At 72.7% G+C, this 16,108-nt stretch carries 19 protein-coding genes; 8 read left to right on the top strand and 11 right to left on the bottom strand.

Annotation, left to right across the window (positions count from 1 at the left end; translation table 11 throughout):
• The first annotated feature begins 11 nt into the window (after nt 1-11).
• Nucleotides 12-986, top strand: coding sequence for an ornithine cyclodeaminase family protein (locus GC203_RS15315; protein ID WP_293456180.1), 975 nt, complete (start codon nt 12-14; stop codon nt 984-986).
• Nucleotides 987-994: 8 nt separating this feature from the next.
• Here the strand turns inward: GC203_RS15315 and GC203_RS15310 are convergent, their stop codons facing one another.
• The 7 genes from GC203_RS15310 to GC203_RS15280 all read right to left on the bottom strand — a co-directional run bounded on the left by GC203_RS15310 (nt 995) and on the right by GC203_RS15280 (nt 7,005).
• Nucleotides 995-2,107, bottom strand: a complete 1,113-nt coding sequence (locus tag GC203_RS15310; RefSeq protein WP_293456177.1) for a membrane dipeptidase — start codon at nt 2,105-2,107, stop codon at nt 995-997.
• Entirely contained in the window at nt 2,104-3,438 is a 1,335-nt protein-coding gene (locus GC203_RS15305) for an amidohydrolase family protein (protein WP_293456174.1), read from the bottom strand. The genes GC203_RS15310 and GC203_RS15305 overlap by 4 nt, the downstream gene beginning before the upstream one ends.
• A gap of 108 nt (nt 3,439-3,546) precedes the next feature.
• Nucleotides 3,547-3,732, bottom strand: a complete 186-nt coding sequence (locus tag GC203_RS15300) for a hypothetical protein (RefSeq protein ID WP_293456172.1) — start codon at nt 3,730-3,732, stop codon at nt 3,547-3,549.
• 51 nt (nt 3,733-3,783) lie between these two features.
• On the bottom strand, nt 3,784-3,975 hold the full coding sequence (locus tag GC203_RS15295) for a hypothetical protein (RefSeq protein ID WP_293456144.1): 192 nt from the start codon (nt 3,973-3,975) through the stop codon (nt 3,784-3,786).
• A gap of 123 nt (nt 3,976-4,098) precedes the next feature.
• Nucleotides 4,099-4,506 carry a hypothetical protein gene (locus tag GC203_RS15290; protein WP_293456142.1) on the bottom strand — a complete coding sequence of 136 codons (408 nt, stop codon included), beginning with the start codon at nt 4,504-4,506 and terminating at the stop codon, nt 4,099-4,101.
• 78 nt (nt 4,507-4,584) lie between these two features.
• A complete protein-coding gene (locus tag GC203_RS15285; RefSeq protein WP_293456140.1) occupies nt 4,585-5,106 on the bottom strand; it encodes a hypothetical protein in 522 nt (173 codons plus the stop codon).
• 78 nt (nt 5,107-5,184) lie between these two features.
• A complete protein-coding gene (locus tag GC203_RS15280) occupies nt 5,185-7,005 on the bottom strand; it encodes an alpha/beta hydrolase (protein WP_293456138.1) in 1,821 nt (606 codons plus the stop codon).
• A gap of 227 nt (nt 7,006-7,232) precedes the next feature.
• Here GC203_RS15280 and GC203_RS15275 point away from each other — a divergent pair, with 227 nt between their 5' ends.
• The 3 genes from GC203_RS15275 to GC203_RS15265 all read left to right on the top strand — a co-directional run bounded on the left by GC203_RS15275 (nt 7,233) and on the right by GC203_RS15265 (nt 9,726).
• On the top strand, nt 7,233-7,760 hold the full coding sequence (locus tag GC203_RS15275) for an RcnB family protein (protein WP_293456136.1): 528 nt from the start codon (nt 7,233-7,235) through the stop codon (nt 7,758-7,760).
• 92 nt (nt 7,761-7,852) lie between these two features.
• The gene (locus GC203_RS15270; protein ID WP_293456133.1) at nt 7,853-8,029 is read left to right on the top strand and encodes a hypothetical protein; all 177 of its coding nucleotides are present in this window, start codon (nt 7,853-7,855) and stop codon (nt 8,027-8,029) included.
• A 56-nt stretch (nt 8,030-8,085) separates the two neighbouring features.
• On the top strand, nt 8,086-9,726 hold the full coding sequence (locus GC203_RS15265; protein WP_293456130.1) for an amidohydrolase: 1,641 nt from the start codon (nt 8,086-8,088) through the stop codon (nt 9,724-9,726).
• 3 nt (nt 9,727-9,729) lie between these two features.
• On the opposite strand, the gene GC203_RS15260 is transcribed toward GC203_RS15265, so the two are convergent.
• Both GC203_RS15260 and GC203_RS15255 read right to left on the bottom strand, forming a co-directional pair.
• On the bottom strand, nt 9,730-10,197 hold the full coding sequence (locus GC203_RS15260; protein ID WP_293456127.1) for a hypothetical protein: 468 nt from the start codon (nt 10,195-10,197) through the stop codon (nt 9,730-9,732).
• Nucleotides 10,198-10,517: 320 nt separating this feature from the next.
• Entirely contained in the window at nt 10,518-11,351 is an 834-nt protein-coding gene (locus GC203_RS15255) for a TauD/TfdA family dioxygenase (protein ID WP_293456125.1), read from the bottom strand.
• 74 nt (nt 11,352-11,425) lie between these two features.
• Here GC203_RS15255 and GC203_RS15250 point away from each other — a divergent pair, with 74 nt between their 5' ends.
• From GC203_RS15250 to GC203_RS15235, 4 genes are all read left to right on the top strand, one after another.
• The gene (locus tag GC203_RS15250) at nt 11,426-12,109 is read left to right on the top strand and encodes a Crp/Fnr family transcriptional regulator (protein ID WP_293456122.1); all 684 of its coding nucleotides are present in this window, start codon (nt 11,426-11,428) and stop codon (nt 12,107-12,109) included.
• Nucleotides 12,110-12,165: 56 nt separating this feature from the next.
• Nucleotides 12,166-12,828 (top strand): DsbA family protein, encoded by a 663-nt coding sequence (locus tag GC203_RS15245; protein WP_293456119.1) that lies wholly within the window; start codon nt 12,166-12,168, stop codon nt 12,826-12,828.
• A 264-nt stretch (nt 12,829-13,092) separates the two neighbouring features.
• Nucleotides 13,093-13,638 (top strand): hypothetical protein, encoded by a 546-nt coding sequence (locus GC203_RS15240; protein ID WP_293456116.1) that lies wholly within the window; start codon nt 13,093-13,095, stop codon nt 13,636-13,638.
• A gap of 14 nt (nt 13,639-13,652) precedes the next feature.
• Nucleotides 13,653-13,877 (top strand): hypothetical protein, encoded by a 225-nt coding sequence (locus GC203_RS15235; protein ID WP_293456114.1) that lies wholly within the window; start codon nt 13,653-13,655, stop codon nt 13,875-13,877.
• 24 nt (nt 13,878-13,901) lie between these two features.
• Here the strand turns inward: GC203_RS15235 and GC203_RS15230 are convergent, their stop codons facing one another.
• A complete protein-coding gene (locus GC203_RS15230) occupies nt 13,902-15,113 on the bottom strand; it encodes a hypothetical protein (RefSeq protein ID WP_293456112.1) in 1,212 nt (403 codons plus the stop codon).
• 7 nt (nt 15,114-15,120) lie between these two features.
• Nucleotides 15,121-16,074: a hypothetical protein gene (locus GC203_RS15225; protein ID WP_293456110.1), complete on the bottom strand. Its 954-nt coding sequence runs from the start codon at nt 16,072-16,074 to the stop codon at nt 15,121-15,123.
• Nucleotides 16,075-16,108 lie beyond the last annotated feature (34 nt).

Below are 16,108 nucleotides of genomic sequence, written 5' to 3'. Positions count from 1 at the left end.
CGGGCCGGCCGATGATCGTCATCGGCCGTGAGGATGTTCGCGCGCGCCTGACCTGGGACGTCGCGATCCCGCTGGTCCGCGAGGCCATGATCGCCCTGTCGCGGGGCGAGACCCGCCAGACCCTGCGCAGCATCATCGACCTGGACGCCGGCCGCGCCTTCGGCGTGATGCCGGGGGCGATGGGGCCGGGCCGGGTGTTCGGCGCCAAGCTGATCAGCGTCTATCCCGAGAACTTCGCCAAGGGCCGCCAGTCGCACCAGGGCTTCGTCGCCCTGTTTGACCCGGAGTCCGGCGAGGTCGCCGCCATCGTCCACGCCGGCGAGATCACCGCCATCCGCACCGCCGCCGCCTCGGCCGCCGCCACCGACGCCCTGGCCCGCGCCGACGCCGGCGTCCTGGCGATCCTTGGCTACGGCGAGCAGGCCCGCGAGCACGCCCATGCGTTGGCCCGGGTGCGGCCGCTGGCCGAGATCCGCGTCTGGGGCCGCTCGGCCGAACGCGCCGCCGCCTTCGCCGCCGAGGCCGGCGCGGCCCTAGACCTCCCGACCCATGCCGCGCCGACGGCCCGCGACGCCGTATCCGGCGCCGACATCGTCTGCACGACCACCGCCGCCGCCGAGCCGATCCTGCTGGGCGAGTGGCTGTCGGAAGGGACCCACGTGAACCTCGTGGGCTCCAGCCGGGCCGGGCCCGTGGAGTGCGACGAAGCCCTGGTCGCGCGCTCGCGCTTCTTCGCCGACCACGCCGCCGGCGTGCGCGCCCAGGGGGCCGAGTTCATCAAGGCGCTCGAACGGGGCGCGGTCGGCCCGGATCACCTGCTGGGCGAGATCGGCGAGGTGTTCGACGGCAGGCTTCCCGGTCGGGTCTCCGCGTCCGACGTCACCGTCTACAAGTCCCTCGGCTCGATCGTGCAGGACCTCGCCAGCGCCTGGACGCTCTACGAGCAGGCGTTGGGCGGAGGGTTCGGGACCCGGGTCGACTTCTAGGCGCCCCCTCAGGCGCCCCAGATGTCGCGGGCGTAGCGCATGAAGTTCAGCCCCAGGATCTTCTCGATCCGCGCCGGCTTGTGGCCGCGCGCCGCCAGAAGGCGGTAGAGCTTGCGGAACTGGTCGGGCCCGCGCAGGTCGTCGACGAAGGGGTGGGTGTCGGCCCGCTCGCCCGGGGCCGCGATGCCGGCGGCGACCCGCTCTTCGTGCTCCTTGCGCAGGGCCGCGGCATAGGCGTCGAGGTCGTCGATCTGGGTCGTGCCGCCGTCGGTGCCGATGCCCACGTGATCCTCGCCGCAGAGGTTCACCGCATGCTCGATATGGGCCACGACGTCCTCGGGCGTGGCGTGCCCCGAGAGGTTCAGGAACGGCATGAAGTAGATGCCGACGAACCCGCCCTTGTCGGCCACCAGCCTCAGTTCCTCGTCGGTCTTGTTGCGGGGCAGGTCGGTCAGGGCCCGGCAGCCGGTGTGGTTGATCGAGATCGGCTGCTTCGAGGCCCGCGCCGCGTCCAGGCAGATCTGCGTCCCCGAGTGCGAGAGGTCGACCATCACCCGGTTGGCGTTCAGCCGTTCCACCACCTCGTGGCCGAACGGCGTGAGGCCCCGGCCCTCGGGGGCCATGGAGCCGTCGCCGAGCGCATTGGCGTTGTTGTAGGTCAGCTGGATCACCCGCACGCCCAGGTTGGCGAAGATGTCGGCGCGGCTGGCGTCGCCCTCCATCATCGCCGCGTTCTGGAAGCCCAGGATCACGCCCACCTTCTTCTCGGCCTTGGCGCGGGCGATGTCGGCCGTGGTGCGCACCATCATCAGGTCGGCGGCGTTGGCCCGCACCAGCGCCTGCCATTTCGCGACGTCGGCCACCGATTGCTGGAACGGCTCGCCCGGTCCGAAGACGTAGCCCACCGTGCAGTTGACCGCCGTGGTCCCCGAGGCGTGAGCGTCGGCCAGGATGCGCGGCGTCATGACCGTCTCGGACGCCTCCGGGTGGTTGGGGTCGCCCAGTCCGCCCAGCGCGTTGATCACGGTCAGTCCGGCCAGGGGATCGGGGCCCGCGGCGACCGCGGGCGCGGCCAGGGCTGCGGCGGAGAGGGCCAGCACGGTGCGGCGGGTGGGGGTCATTCGGCGTCCTCGAATTCGGCTTTCGCGATCGGGCGGAAGTCGGCGCGGCGGTATTCGCGTCCGCGCTTGATGACGAGCTCCAGGCTCTTCAGGTTTTCGATGTCGGCGGTGGGATCGCGCGTGGTGACGATCAGGTCGGCCAGCTTGCCCGCCGCCACCGTGCCCATGTCGCCCTCCTGGCCGGCGGCCATCGCTCCCACCAGCGTCGCCGAGCGGATCACCTGCGAGGCCGGCAGGCCCGCCTGCACGAGGGCGGCGAGTTCGTGGTGCAGCGTCGGCCAGGGGTCGTCGTAGGGGGCGACCCAGTCGGTGCCGGTCGAGATATCGACCCCCGCCTTGAACGCCTGCCGCGTCAGCGCCGCGGCCATCGGCCCCGAGCAGAGGCCGGGCTTGGCCTTGGGGTTCTCCGCGACCCGGGCGTCCGACTGGGCGTAGATGCTGATGGTGGCGTCCAGGATCGTCCCCTGCGCCTTCATCGTGCGGAAGAGCCCCGCCATCACCGGGTTGTCGCCGGCCAGGAACGGCCCGGCCTCCATCGGCGTGCGCGACTGGTAGGTGTCGGGCGTGCCCGCGGCTTCGTGGGCCAGGCCGCAGGCGTGCGAAACCACGTCGGCCTTGGCCGCCAGCACCTCGCTGGGCGTGGCCGGATAGACCGCCGTGTGGGCCCACACCTTCAGGCCCTGGCGGTGCGCTTCGGCGGCGATCTTCGCCACCAGGTCGCCGGGCAGGTTCGCATAGATCTTGATCGCCGTGGCCGAGGTCCCCCGCGCCAGGGTGACGGCCTCGCGCAGGTCGGTGGTCTCGTCGATCGCCTGCATCCAGGGCGCCTTGCCGGGCGTCACGCCGTAGGTCGCCGCGTGCGTGCGCGGATCGACGAAGAAGCTGGGGCCGGCCATCAAAGCCGCGTCGTAGATGTCGGGCGCCGGAATCTCGCCCTTCTGCGCGGCGCGTTTCAGTTCGCCCACGGCGCGCAGGTCGTCGGCCATGTCGCGGATGGCGGTGACCCCGCCGTAGAGGTCGCGGCGCAGGCTGGCCTCGGCCTGGATGCGATTGGGCGGCGTGGCCAGGTGTTCGTGGCTGTCGATCAGGCCGGGCAGCAGGAACTTGCCGGTCAGGTCGACCACATGCGCGCCGGCGGGCGCGGACGCCGCCACGTCGCCGTCGGGCCCCACCGCGGCGATCCGCTCGCCGTCGACCAGCACGGCCATGTCGCGCCGGGCTGGCGCGCCCGTCCCGTCGATCACCGTCGCGTGCCGGTAGAGCGTCGCGGCGGCCTGCGCCCCGCTCGCCCCGGCCAGCGCCGCCGCGACCGCCATCGCCGCCAGACCCATACGTCCCCGAATCGGACCCATCGCACTCAAGCCCCAGACTTCGCCGCCCCCGGCGTGGGTCGTGGTTAGGGTGTGGTCGCCCTCCTCGCAAGGGCGCGCCGCGCCGGCTCAGCCGCGGCAGTCGCCGTTCGGCCGGAGTTGGAACTCGGCGGCGGCGCGCCAGCAGGCGGCCTTCTCCCGCTCGCTCTGCCAGGCGAAGGCGAGGCTGGCGCACATCAAGGCCAGGGCCACGCAGACCAGCGCCATGACGCGCACGGCCCAGAGCGACCGTTCGGGTTTGCGAGCGGGGGGCATGAGTCAGGCTTTGGCCGATGCGTCGGGCGAGGGCAAGGCTTCCCGGTCGGATCAGCGCTCGGGGCGCGCCACGGCCCCGATCCGGCTCTCGCCGCGCCAGACCGTGACCTCCACCGAGCTCGGGTGTTCGGCCAGCACCTGGCGCGCCCGCACCAGCGCGCTCACGTCGTCGGGCAGTTCGATCGTCTCGAAGGTCGTCGCCGACCCGTCGCGCCTGCGCGGATAGAAGGTGAAGAGCGCCATCGCGACCGCCTCTCCGATCCGCCGGCGGCAGACATGTGCCCGCACGTCTCGCGCGTCCGCCCCGGCCCGACCTTGACTATAGAACTGCATCTAATGGTTGTGAAGTCGCCTGTGGGGCGAATTTCACAGGGCCGTGCTCTCGCGCCGCTGCAGGGCGGCGCTCAGCTTGGCCATGGCGCGCCCGAGCTGGACGCGCAACTCGTTCGCCGTCACCAGCACCGGGGCGGAGACGCCCCAGAACAGCATCAGGGCCGGTATCGAGCCGTTGGCGGCCACGCCGTGCGGGCTGAGGAACAGCCGCAGGCCTACCGCCCCGCCGGCCAACATCACCAATCCCCCGCACAGCGGTCCGCGGATCAGGCCGGCGGCCAGGACGGCGGCGACATAGAGCATGAACGGCGAGGCGCCGCCGAGCATCGGCGTCAGGGCGGCGCGGCCCAGCGTGGCCAGGGTGACCAGCACCGCCGCGACGACCGCCGAAAGCAGCGCCTGCAGCGCCAGGTTCGCAAGTCCGTTCTGTCGGCCGGTCATGCCCCACCCTTGCCGAACCTGGCCGTCCACCGCAATCAGCTTCCCCCTTGGGGCGAGGCTTGAACGCGCGACGCCGCTTCAGCCCGCGGCCGGCGCGGGCGCGGCCTCATCGGCGGGCGCCGCGGCGGCGGGCATGGCCTCGGGCGGCGGCGGCGCCTCGACCGCGGCGGGCTCCGGCGGAGGCGGCGCGTCGCAGCTCTTGCCGGCGTATAGCCCGGCCAGCAGCGCCTTGCGGGTGTTGGCGGTCTGGATTCGCTCCCCCGCCTGGGCCTTCACGGCCTCGGCGCGCTGCTTGGCCATGGAGGCCGCGTTGTTGGCGAACATGCCCAGGCCCGGCGCGCGGCCCAGCAGGCCGGTGCGCAGCATCCCCTCGACGGCCACCGACGAGGCCATATTGGCGCCGCGCGCGCCGCCGTCGGCCTTGGCGATCTCCTGGTTGGACGCATAGATCACCTGGTCCATCCGCGCGCTCTCGCCGGCGATGGCGGCGCAGTCCATCATGGCGTCGCCGGGATAGCTGACCTGCAGCGGCGCGTCGGCCGCCACGGCCGACGCGGCGAACAGCGCCAAGGCGGCGCCGGCCCCGAACTGCTTGAACATTGGAAGCCCCTCTCTGGTCCCCGATGCCGCATCGTTAGGCGTCGGAGCGGGCCTGGACTTCCCCCAATTGGGGGCGCCTCATGCGATCAGGTCGACCAGCGCTTCGGGGTGCGTGAACTGCACGAGCAGGCCGGCGCCGTCGATCACCGTCGGCGGGCCGGGAACGGGGGACCAGCCGAAGTCCGCGTGCGCCGCGACCGCGCCCGACATCGCCAGCGACCAGATGTCCGCGGGCAGGTCCGCGGGCGGCTCCCAGCCGTTGGCGTAGATCGCCTGCTCCGAGACGAATCCGCGGACCGAGCGGGCGCACATCGCCTGGACGTCGCGCGCCAGGAACTCGCGCACCTTGGGATCCTGCAGCGCCGCGTGGTCCGCCGGGGTGTCGCGCATCGATCTGTCGAAGATGCGCTCCAGGAGCGCGGTGGTGGCCTGCCGCCGCAGGAGTTCGGCGAAGGCGACCACGAGGTCGGGATTGCGCAGCAGGTGCTTCTGGACGCTGGCCATGAACGAGCGCCGCTCCCCGCCCTTGGTCGTCGGCGGGTGCGGATTCAACAGCACCGAACGGCCGATCAGTCCGGGATAGGCCTGGGCGAACGCCAGGGCGGTCGGCGCGCCGGTGTCGCGGGCCAGCAGCCGCACCCGTTTCAGGCGCAGCCGCTCCACCACCGCGGCCATGTCGTCGGCCCCGGCGGCCAGATAGTCGGAGACCGCCGGATCGCTCAGCCCGAACCCCGGCCTCTGGATGACGATCGGGCGCAGGCCCCGCGAGATCAGGCCCGCGCGGAGGCGGTCGGGCAGGCGGCGTCCGGCCGCGCCGCCGTGGAAGACGAACACCGGTTCGCCGTCATAGGGGCCATAGTCGATCAGGGCGACCCGGCGCGCGCGATCCAGCGACGGAACGATCCGCAGGCGCCCGCCGCCTTCCTCCTCGCCGAACATCGGCTCGGCCGCGTCGGCCAGGGCGATCAGCTCGCGCGCCTCGGCGAGCAGCCGGGCGAGGTCCTTAACCCCCTTGGCGCCGGTCTTGGCCAGGACGGCCTTCACGTGGGTGCGGACGGTCTCGGCGCTGACGCCCAGCGTGCCGGCGGCCTCGGGAGCCGTCGCTCCGCCGGCCACCAGCGCGGCGGCGCGGGCCTCCGCGGGCGTCAGGCCGAAAGCGTTCTCCGCGATCGCCGCATCGCCGTCGTGGGGGCGCTGGGCGGCGCACATCACCCCGATCAGGTGGGCGACCAGTTCCGGCGTGCGCCGCACGCCCAGCTTGGCGTTGAGCCGGCGCAGCGCGTCGCGGGCGGTCTCGCGGCCGACGCCCACGTCGGCGGCCGCGGCCTCCAGGTTCGGCGCGAACAGCAGCGCCTCGGCGAGGCGCGCCTCCAGCGCGGTGAGGTCCAGGGCGCGCGCGGCTCCGCGAGCCAGCTCGGACGATCGTGAGGGCGCGCTCACCACGACCGCCAGGCGGTCGGGCGCCTCGCTCAGCGCGACCGTCGCGTCCCGGTCCAGGGGCCAGCGCCGCGCGGCCTGGGCGTCGCCGACCCAGGCGGTGAAGGCCGCGCCGGCGCCGCCCTCGACGAGGCTCACGACGGACCCCTCGCGCAGCGCGCGTTTCAGAAGGGGACGCATGTCCGAGGAGTCGGCGAACAGGGCGAGGTAGGCCGGGTCGGCGAAACAGATGGTCCCGCGGGCGCTCATCACGGCCGTGGCCAGGGCCCGCCGGTCGGCGATGGCGCCGGCGATCGGCGGCAGGGCATGGGCCGCGGCGGTCAGGGCCTCGCGCGCCTGGGAGCTGTCGGCCAGCACCGCGTCCTCGACCTCGGGCCAGGAGTCGAGCAGCAGCTCCACGGGCGCGCCATCCGGCGCCGTCTCGCGCAGCAGGTCGAACAGGCGGATGGGCGTTGCGTTCATGTGACCCGAACGAATTACGGCTCTGCCTTGGCGCAGGTTGCAAGCGCCGGTCGCGGTCCCTGCAATCGGCGCGCCACGGTTCGGCGACCCTGTTCGCCGCGCGGCGGCGCTTCCGACGCCCCGCGCCGCGCCCGATGAACCGAAGCTGATCGAAAGAGTTCAGGCCGGGTTCAGTCGTTGACGGTTGTCATGGGCGACGACGGGAAGCCCTCTAAGAAGGATTCGCCATGAAACGCCTGCTCTACGCCGTCGCCGCTCTGGCGACCGCCGCCGCCCCCATCACCGCCGCCGCCCAGCCGCGTTCCGAGCGCGCTCAGGATCGCCGGGAACTCCACGAGGACCGGCGCGAACTGCACGAGGATCGTCGCGACGCCGGCAAGTACGTCAGCCCGCGCGAGGCCCGCGAACTCAGCCGCGACCGGGCCGAGATCCGCCGCGACCAGCGCGAGCTGCGCTACGACCGCCGTCATCCCGACACCTGGCGCGCGCGGCCCGAATGGCGCGGCTACGCCGGCCCGCGCTCGGGCTACTGGTACGCGCCGGGCTACGGCTACTACCGGCTGCCGCCGGGCCACGCCTGGCGCCGCGGGGCCTATGTGCCGCGCACCTATCGCCACTTCTACGTTCAGGACTACGCCTACTACGGCCTGCGGCCGCCGCCCCCCGGCCATCGCTGGATCTACGCCGACGGCAACTTCGTGCTGATGGCGGTGGCGACGGGCCTGATCGTCAGCGTCATCCTCGACGCCTACTGATCGTGGGCCTGCCGATCGCGGCTTGAACCCGGGCCCGGTCTGCCCCAACCAGGGACGGCGCCTCCGCGGCGCGCGCTGCGGGAGCGTCGTCCATGACCGATCGGGATGTCTATCTGAAGCTGGCGGCCGTGGCCGAGGAGCTGATGGCCCTGTCCGAGACGGCCGACACGCTGGTGGGCGAGGCCGCCCTGCGCACCGCCGCCAGCACCATCGCGGGCACCGCCAAGGCCGTCTATGAGCATGCCTTGGGCGGCGAGGGCGGCCACTGAGCTGATCGCGCCCGGAAGACTGGCTGCGATGGGGTTCGACCGCTAGCTTGGCCGCCATGAAAGCCGCCCTCGCGTTCGCCGCCGCCTTCGTCCTCGCCGGATCCGCCGCCGCGGCCGAACCGCCCGCCGACCTCGTGATCTGGGGCGGGCCCGTCTACACCGCCGCCACGCCGGCCAAGGTCGAGGCCGTCGCCGTCAAGGACGGCCGCATCGCCTATGTGGGCGCCAAGGCAGGAGCCCAGGCCCGCGTCGGCCCGAAGACGCAGGTGATCGACCTGAAGGGCGCGGCCCTCTTCCCCGGCTTCACCGACAGCCACGCCCACCTGCGCGGGATCGGCGAGCGGGAGCTCAGCCTGAATCTCGAAGGCTCCAGTTCGGCCGCCGAGGCCGCGGCGCGGGTGAAGGCCTACATCGAAGCGCGCAAGCCGCAGGGGCCGGTCTGGGGCCGTGGCTGGATCGAGACCGGCTGGCCCGAGGGCCGCTTCCTCGACCGTTCCGACGTCGACGCCTTCAGCCCCGACATCCCCGTGCTGCTGGTCCGCGCCGACGGCCACGCGCTGGTGGCCAACACCGCCGCGCTGAAGGCCGCGCACATCGACGAATCCACCCTCGCGCCGGCCGGCGGAGCCATCCTGAAGGACCCGCAGGGCCGGCTCACCGGCATGCTGGTCGACAACGCCCAGCGCCTTGTCGCCAGCCTGCGCGAGAAGCCGACCGAGGCCGACCGTCGGGCCGCCTTCGACGCCGCCTTCCGGGTCGAGACCGCCTACGGCTGGACCGGCGTTCACGCCATGAGCGTCTCCTGGGACGACGTGCTGCTGCTGGAAGCCCTCGACGCCGAGGGCAAGACCCCGCTGCGGGTCTACAACGCCGTCGACGCCGACCAGGCCGGGCCGCTGTTCGCGGGCGGCCCGCGCGCCACGCCGGACGGCCGGATCACCACCCGGGCCATCAAGCTCTACGAGGACGGCGCGCTGGGCTCGCGCGGCGCGGCCCTGTTCGCGCCCTACGACGACGCCCCCGGCACGACCGGCCTGGTCCGCACGCCGCCCGAGGTGATGCGCAAGACCATGGCCCAGGCCAAGGCCGCCGGGATCCAGGTGGCCACCCACGCCATCGGCGACCGGGGCAACGCCAATGTGCTGGACCTCTACGCCGAGCAGAAGCCCCAGGGTCTGCGCTGGCGCATCGAGCATTCCCAGACCCTGCGCCTGGCCGACATCCCGCGTTTCGCCGAACTGGGCGTGGTCGCCTCCATGCAGCCCAGCCACGCCATCGGCGACCTGCACTTCGCCCCCGCCCGCCTGGGCATGGCGCGCCTGGCCGGCGCCTATGCGTGGAAGAGCCTGATCGATTCCGGCGCGGTGGTGGTCGGCGGCTCCGACGCCCCGGTCGAGCGGGGCGACCCGCGGATCGAGTTCTACGCGGCCGTCGCGCGCAAGGACCTGAAGGGCTTCTCCGGCCCCGGCTGGCATCCGGAACAGCGGCTGAGCCGCGACGAGGCGCTCGCCCTCTTCACCTCGAAGTCCGCCTGGGCCCGCTTCGCCGAGGACGACCTGGGCACGCTGGAGGTGGGCAAGCGCGCCGACCTCTCGGCCTTCTCGGCCGACCTGATGACCATTCCGGAAGCCGAGATCCTCAAGACCCACGCCGTGCTGACGATCGTCGACGGCCAGGTCGTCTACAGCGCGCCCTGAGGCTCAGAACTGCGCCGTGAGCGACAGGCGCAGGCCGCGTCGGTGCGCCCAGGGCAGCTCGCGCACGATCGCGTTGTCGGGGTGGGTGAACTTCAGCGACAGGCCGTCGAGCGTCGCGGCGCCGGGCTGGCCGCTGTACCAGGCCCGCTCGTCGGGCAGTGCGGGCGCGCCCACCGCCGCCGATCGGCCGAATCCCGCGCCGTAGCGGTCGCGCTTTCGTCCCGGCGCGGCGAGGACGAACGATGCGCGCGGAGCTGGGGGGATGGCGTATCCGAGGCCGTAGGCCGTGGCGCTGTCGATCCGCCACGGAAGCGGGACGTCCGTTCGCGCCGCCTTGGCCGCGTCGGCGACGAGTCCGGCTCCCCCGACCTCGGCGATCACGCTGCCGTCGTAGGCGCCGGCCCGGGCGGGGCCGCCCGCCGCCAGCATCGCCATCACCGCGGCCGCGCCGGCCGCTCCCGTCCTGACCATCGCTGCGCTCCCTGGTTCGCTGGGATGACGCCGCGGCGAGGGCCGCTCCTCAGGCATGCGATGCGTTTCGGCGCGAAGATGGCCCCTCCGGCGCGCGACCGGAGGGGCTGGTTTCCGGCCTTGCGCCAGGCGAGGACCGACTGGGCAAGGCGCGGCGCCGCGCGACCCTGCGCTCGGGGGAACGCTTCGTCGGGTCGAACGGCCTGTCCGTCGTCGCCCGATGATCCTGCGCGGCGGGCCGCCATGGGGGAAGGCGCGTCGGCGTGCACGCCGGTGCGTCGCGATGCGCCAGGCCGGCGTCTGCCGCGGCAGACCGCCTCCTAGGCGAGCGGAACCCCGTCCAGGGTGATCCGGTGCATCAGCCGCCGATGGCCGTGATAGTCGTTCATCGCGTAGTGCCAGGTGCAGCGGTTGTCCCAGATCGCCATCGAACCGGGGCGCCACGAGAAGCGGTGAACAAACTGCGGCTGCACTGCGTGCTGGTAGAGGAAGCTCAGCAGCGCCTCGCTCTCGGCCGGGCTCCAGCCGATGATCCCGGTGGTGAAGGCCGGATTGACGTACAGCGCCTTCCGTCCGCTGCCGGGGTGGGTGATCACCACCGGATGGATGGCCTCGGGCGTGTCGGCGTGGCCCGACAGCTCCTTGCGATCGGTGTTCGCATAGCCGCTTCCGGCGCCGAACACATGGGCCGAGGCGTGATGCGCCTTCAGCGTCGACAGCATCGCCTTGAAGCCGTCCGACAGCGCCTCGTAGGCGGCGTACATGTCGGCGAACTGGGTGTCGCCGCCGCTGGGCGGGGTCTCCACCGCCAGCAGCACCGAACCCATGGCCGGGGCCGCGTCATAGCTGTGGTCGGTGTGCCAGCCGCCGCCGATGTTGGTGGTCTGGGCTTCCGACTTCTCCACCTTGGCGATCTCGGGATAGCGCTCGGTCTTGGGGAAATAGCGGTTGACCACGATGGGCGCGATCCGCCGGGCGAAGGCGATCTGGTCCTCGGGCGCCAGGGCCTGATCCTCCAGGAACACGACCCCGCGGTCGAAGATCGCCGTCCGCAGCGCGTCGATCTCGGCGTCCGACGCCGCCTTGGCGTCCAGCCCGCGGATGCGGACGCCGCAGCCGTCCAGCCGTTCGATATCCAGCACCGACGCCAGCATCGGCTCCTCCCGTTGTTTGCGGCGATCCTACGCGCCGTCTTGGCCCCGATTGTCCCAGTCGTTACATTTCCGGGATGGATTCCGAAGATCGCGCCCTGACGCTGGCCGCGCTCTGCGGCGCCGCCTGGCTCGGGCAGGGCCGCGAAGACCTCATTGGGCCGATCCTGGCCAACGCGCGCATCCTGCGCCTGTCGGTCGGCCAGTGGGCGCAGGCCGAGGGCGACGACGAGGCCGGCGTGCTGGTGGTCCTTTCCGGCTCGGTCCAGATGCTTTGCAAGGCGCCCGGAGACCGCGAGGTGCTGATCGGCCAGGCGGGCCCCGGCGTCGCCATCGGCCAGACCACCCGCTTCGGCGGCGGGCCGCGTCTCGTCACCGTGATCTGCCAGGAGGATAGCCGCCTGCTCCAGGTGTCGGACCGCGCGCTCGGTCGCATCGCCCAGGCCGCGCCGCGCATCTGGGAGGCGGTGGCGGCGCTGCTCTACCTCCAGCTGCGCAACCTGCTGCAGCTCGTGGCCGAGGCCGCGGCCCTGTCGCCGCGCCAGCGGCTGGCGGCCCGCATCGAGCTCCTGGCCCGGGGCGCGCCGCCGCCCCAGACCCTGCGGCTCACCCAGCAGGCGCTCGGCGAGATGGTGGGGCTCTCGCGCAAGGCGGCCAACGCCCACCTGGCCGACTTCGAACGTCGCGGCCTGATCCGCCGCGCCTACGGCGGCCTCGCCGTCATCGATCCCCGCGGCCTGAGGCGCATCGCCGAGGCGTGAGCGGCCTTGCGCCGCGCCGCCTTGCTCCGGGCCGATTTCGGCGGCATCGGATCGCCGTGGGCTTTTTCGCGCGACATCCGCGGGCGCTGCTGGCCGTCGCCGTGGCGGCGGGACTGGCCGTTTCCGTGGGCCTCCGATGGCTGCCGCAGGACGGCAAGCGGCTCGAGCTGACCCCGGTGGTGGCCAAGGTCTTGCGCGACCCCGGCTCGCCGGCCTCGGGCGCCGCCGCGCCGGAGGTCACGGTGGTGGTCTTCACCGACTACCAGTGCCCGATCTGCAAGAGCACCGATCCCGCGCTGGGCCGGCTGCTCGGCGCCGATCCGACCGTGCGGGTGATCTGGAAGGACTGGCCGATCCGGGGGCCGATGTCGGACTACGCCGCCCGCACGGCCCTGGCCGCCGCCTGGCAGGGCCGGTACCGCGAGGTCCACGCCGCCCTGATGGCGGCCCGCGGCGCCCTCGATCCCGCGCGCATCGACGCGATCGCGGCCTCGGCCGGCGCCGACCCGGCCCGCCTCGCCGCGGACCGGACGGCCCACGCGCGCGACATCGACGCCCAGCTGTCGGGCCACGCCCTGCAGGCCTTCGGCCTCGGCCTTCGGGGGACGCCCTCCTATCTCGTCGGCCCCTACCGCCTGGAAGGCGGCCTCGACGATCGGCGCCTCCGCCATGCCGTGGAAAAGGCCCGCCGCGCCGGCCCGCCAAGATCACCGACCTGACAGGCTCGTGATGCGATGCAGTGTGGACAGCTCCGCCGCCCTGTGACATAAGACCCGTTGCAGCAGAAAATGAATGTCGGCCCCGCGCTCGCGCCGCGAGCGGCGGCCGCTTCGTTTTGCAATTACGGGCGTATTGCAGTTGATATCCAATCCCTACGATCGGACATCAGAAGGAGCTACCTCCGAATACTGTCTTCCTTGCGCTCTTACGATCGCGGCCCGGCTGCAAGACTTGTCTGTATCGAAGCGAAAGGATGACCGCCCATGAGACCCCGCCCGCAACGCTCCAACAACCGTCAGGCCCCCGGCGACCGCTTTTCGCGCGGCCCGCGCGTCCGCGCCGGCCTCCTGATGTCGCGCCAGATGGACTTCGGCGGCCTGGGCGACGTCGAGACGCTCATGACGGACGAGGGCCTCACGCTCGCGCCCATGACCGCCGACGGCAAGCCGGTCGAGCGCCCGGGGCCGCAGCATTCGTCGGTGACGGTGCTTCCGACCGCCGGGGTCCAGGACATCGCGGCCGGCGGCCTGGCCGCCATCGTGGCGCCCGGCAACGGCGAGGTGCGCTCGCCGGAATCGGTCAGCGGTTTCGACAAGCTGGTCAACACGGCGCACGCGGCCGACGTGCCGGTGCTGGCGTTCGGCGAGAGCGTGTCGCGCGCGCTTCAGGCGGCCGGCTATGATGCGCCGGCCAACCCGTCGCCCGCCGCCCTGATCCACAAGGGCGTGCGAATGCTGGAAACCGTCGACGAGGTGCGCGATGCTCTGCGCGCCGTCTCCGGCGTAAGCCCCCAGACCCACGCGGCTTGAGGACCAAGACCCGCATGCGAACCCTTCTTCTCGCTCCCGCCCTCGCCGCGCTCGCGCTCGGCGCATGCCAGCCGCGCAACGCCCCAGTGGTCGACGCCGCCGCCGATCCCGAGACCCAGGTCTCGGAGTCCACGCCGGACGGCATGAAGGCCATGGGAGCCGAGCCGATCGCCAAGGCAGAGCCCGAGGGCCCGGCGGCGATGTCGCTGAAGGACCTGTCCTCGGCCCCGTCGCACTGACGGAAGGCCGGCGCCGGAGGCGGCCTAGCCTCCGGCCGGCGCGCCTGCGAGGGCGGCCGCCAGCGCCGCCGCGCCCAGGGCGGCCATGCCGACCTGGGCGGGCCAGCCGGCCGCGCCGGTTCGGCGGGCGGCCATCACCGCCAGCACGCACTGCAGCATGTAGAACGCGCCGAACGCGCGCGAGGCGGCGGCCACCACCTCGAACGGATCGGTGAGCCAGACGACGGCGACGGTCAGGGCCGCCGAGGCGACGAACCCCATCTTCAGCGACAGGCGCTTCTCGCTGAGTTCGCTCGCCAGGCCCGCCGAGCCGATCGAGTCGGCGGTGGCGGCGCTGAGCTGGCTGGCGAGCGCGCCGGTCATCACCACGCCGCCCATCAGCGGGGCGGTCAGCGCCATGATGTCGAGGATGCCGGCCACGCCCTCGGTCTGGGCTGCGCGGCCGAGGAACGGCGTCAGCAGGACCAGGAACACCATGTAGATCGCCGACGAGATCCATTGGGCGTGGCGCATGGCGCGGCGGCGCACTTCCGGGCCGTACGCCTCGCCCATGTAGCGTGATGTCTCGAACCCCTGGACGGTGATCAACAGCCCGAGCAGCATCGGGAGGCTCTGGACGGACACCTTCAGCGGCGGCAGGCCCGGCGGCGCCGCGGCGGTGATCCAGCTGAGCGCCAGGGCCACGAACATGCCCGCGATCACGCCCAGCTTCAGCGACACCGTCATGTGCGCCAGCCGCTCCATGCGGTGAAGCCCGCCGCTCAGCGCCAGGACCACGAACATCCCCACCAGCGCGGTCACCAGCCCGCGCGAGGCCAGGGCCTGGAGGTCCGGTCCCAGGGCGAAGGGCCGCAGGGCGAACTCGGCGAGGAGCTTCAGGTAATAGGCCACCGACACGGCGTAGGCGGCCGCCAGCACCGCCTGGGTGAACCGCGCCGTCCAGGCGATCGGGTCGCGCGGCGGCAGGTCCGCGAGCAGGGGCTCCAGTCGACGGATGTTGAACCGCACCACCGCGCCCAGGCCGTAGGCCAGCAGCAGCAGCACGCCCATGGCCGGCGCCGCGGCCCCGCCGAACTCTCGCGCGAGAAGGGGGCCGCAGATCAGGAAGCCGCTGCCGATGATCGAGGCCAGCGGCGTGACCGTCGCCTCCCACGACTTCGAGCGCTGGATGGGCCCCACGTTGAGGGCGGCGATCACGGCGACGGCCACGGCCAGCGCCGCTGCGAGGATCAGCATGGACTGTTCAGTCGCATCCGCCCGCGAGCGTCGCGAGCGTGGCCTGCAGCATGGGACGAACCTCTTCCGCGGGCATCGCCGCCAGCGCCTTCAATGTGTGGGTCCGGCCCTGCTCGCGGGCGACCAGATAGCCGACATAGTAGCCGAAGCGCGGCGGCAGTCCCGCGCTCAGCCGCCCCATGCTGAAGAGCGCGTTCAGGTCGTCCTCCGACCGCGAGTCGAGCCGCGCGGCTACGGCGCAGACCGCGGCCTTGCGATCCTTCTCCACGGCGGGGCGGATCGGCTCGGGGAAGGTCAGCAGAAGCTCGTCGTCCGTGGCGTCCGGGTTGAGGCTCTGGGCCACATAGACCGCGAGACCCTCGGCCCAGAGCCCGCACCAGACCTGGTCGCACTCCGGGAAGCGGCGGCCGTGATAGATGTGGAACAGCTCGTGATGGAAGAACGGCTGGATGCGGTGGCCAAGGTGCAGGCGGGCGATGACGTCGGCGCCGAACATCAGGTGGTTGCCGTCGGCCAGGTCGCGGGTGCCGCCGTCGAACTCGCCCAGGCTGTCCACGAGGAAGATCGGCGGATAGCCCTCCATCGGCCCGAACTCGCTCTCGAAGCTGGCGAGCGCCGGGCGGAACATCTCGCCGAAGCGGGCGCTCACCTGGGCGATCCCGGCGCGCTGGTCGGGAAACGCCGCCAGCCCCCGGGACATCTGCTTCTGGAAGCGCTCGGCCGAGCCCTTGAACCGCACCTCGTCGTAGAAGCCGGGCAGGGCCTGGGCGAATTGCGCCTTGAAGGCGGCTGCCCGCGCCGCCTCGTCCAGCCCGGCCGTCCGGTCGAAGGTCTCGGCGAACATCGGGGTCAGGTCCACCAGCGTCAGGCCTCCGGCGGTCTGGGTGGGCGGCTCGGCGGCGAAGGCCGGCAGGGCCGCCATGAAGGCTGTGGCGGCGGCGAACGCGAGGCGAAGCAACATCCGACCAAGCTAGCAAAAACGTATGTCCGACGAA

The sequence above is a fragment of the Phenylobacterium sp. genome, from assembly GCF_016124325.1.
Classification (GTDB): Bacteria; Pseudomonadota; Alphaproteobacteria; order Caulobacterales; family Caulobacteraceae; genus Phenylobacterium.
This window is presented reverse-complemented; position numbering and strand designations above follow the sequence as displayed.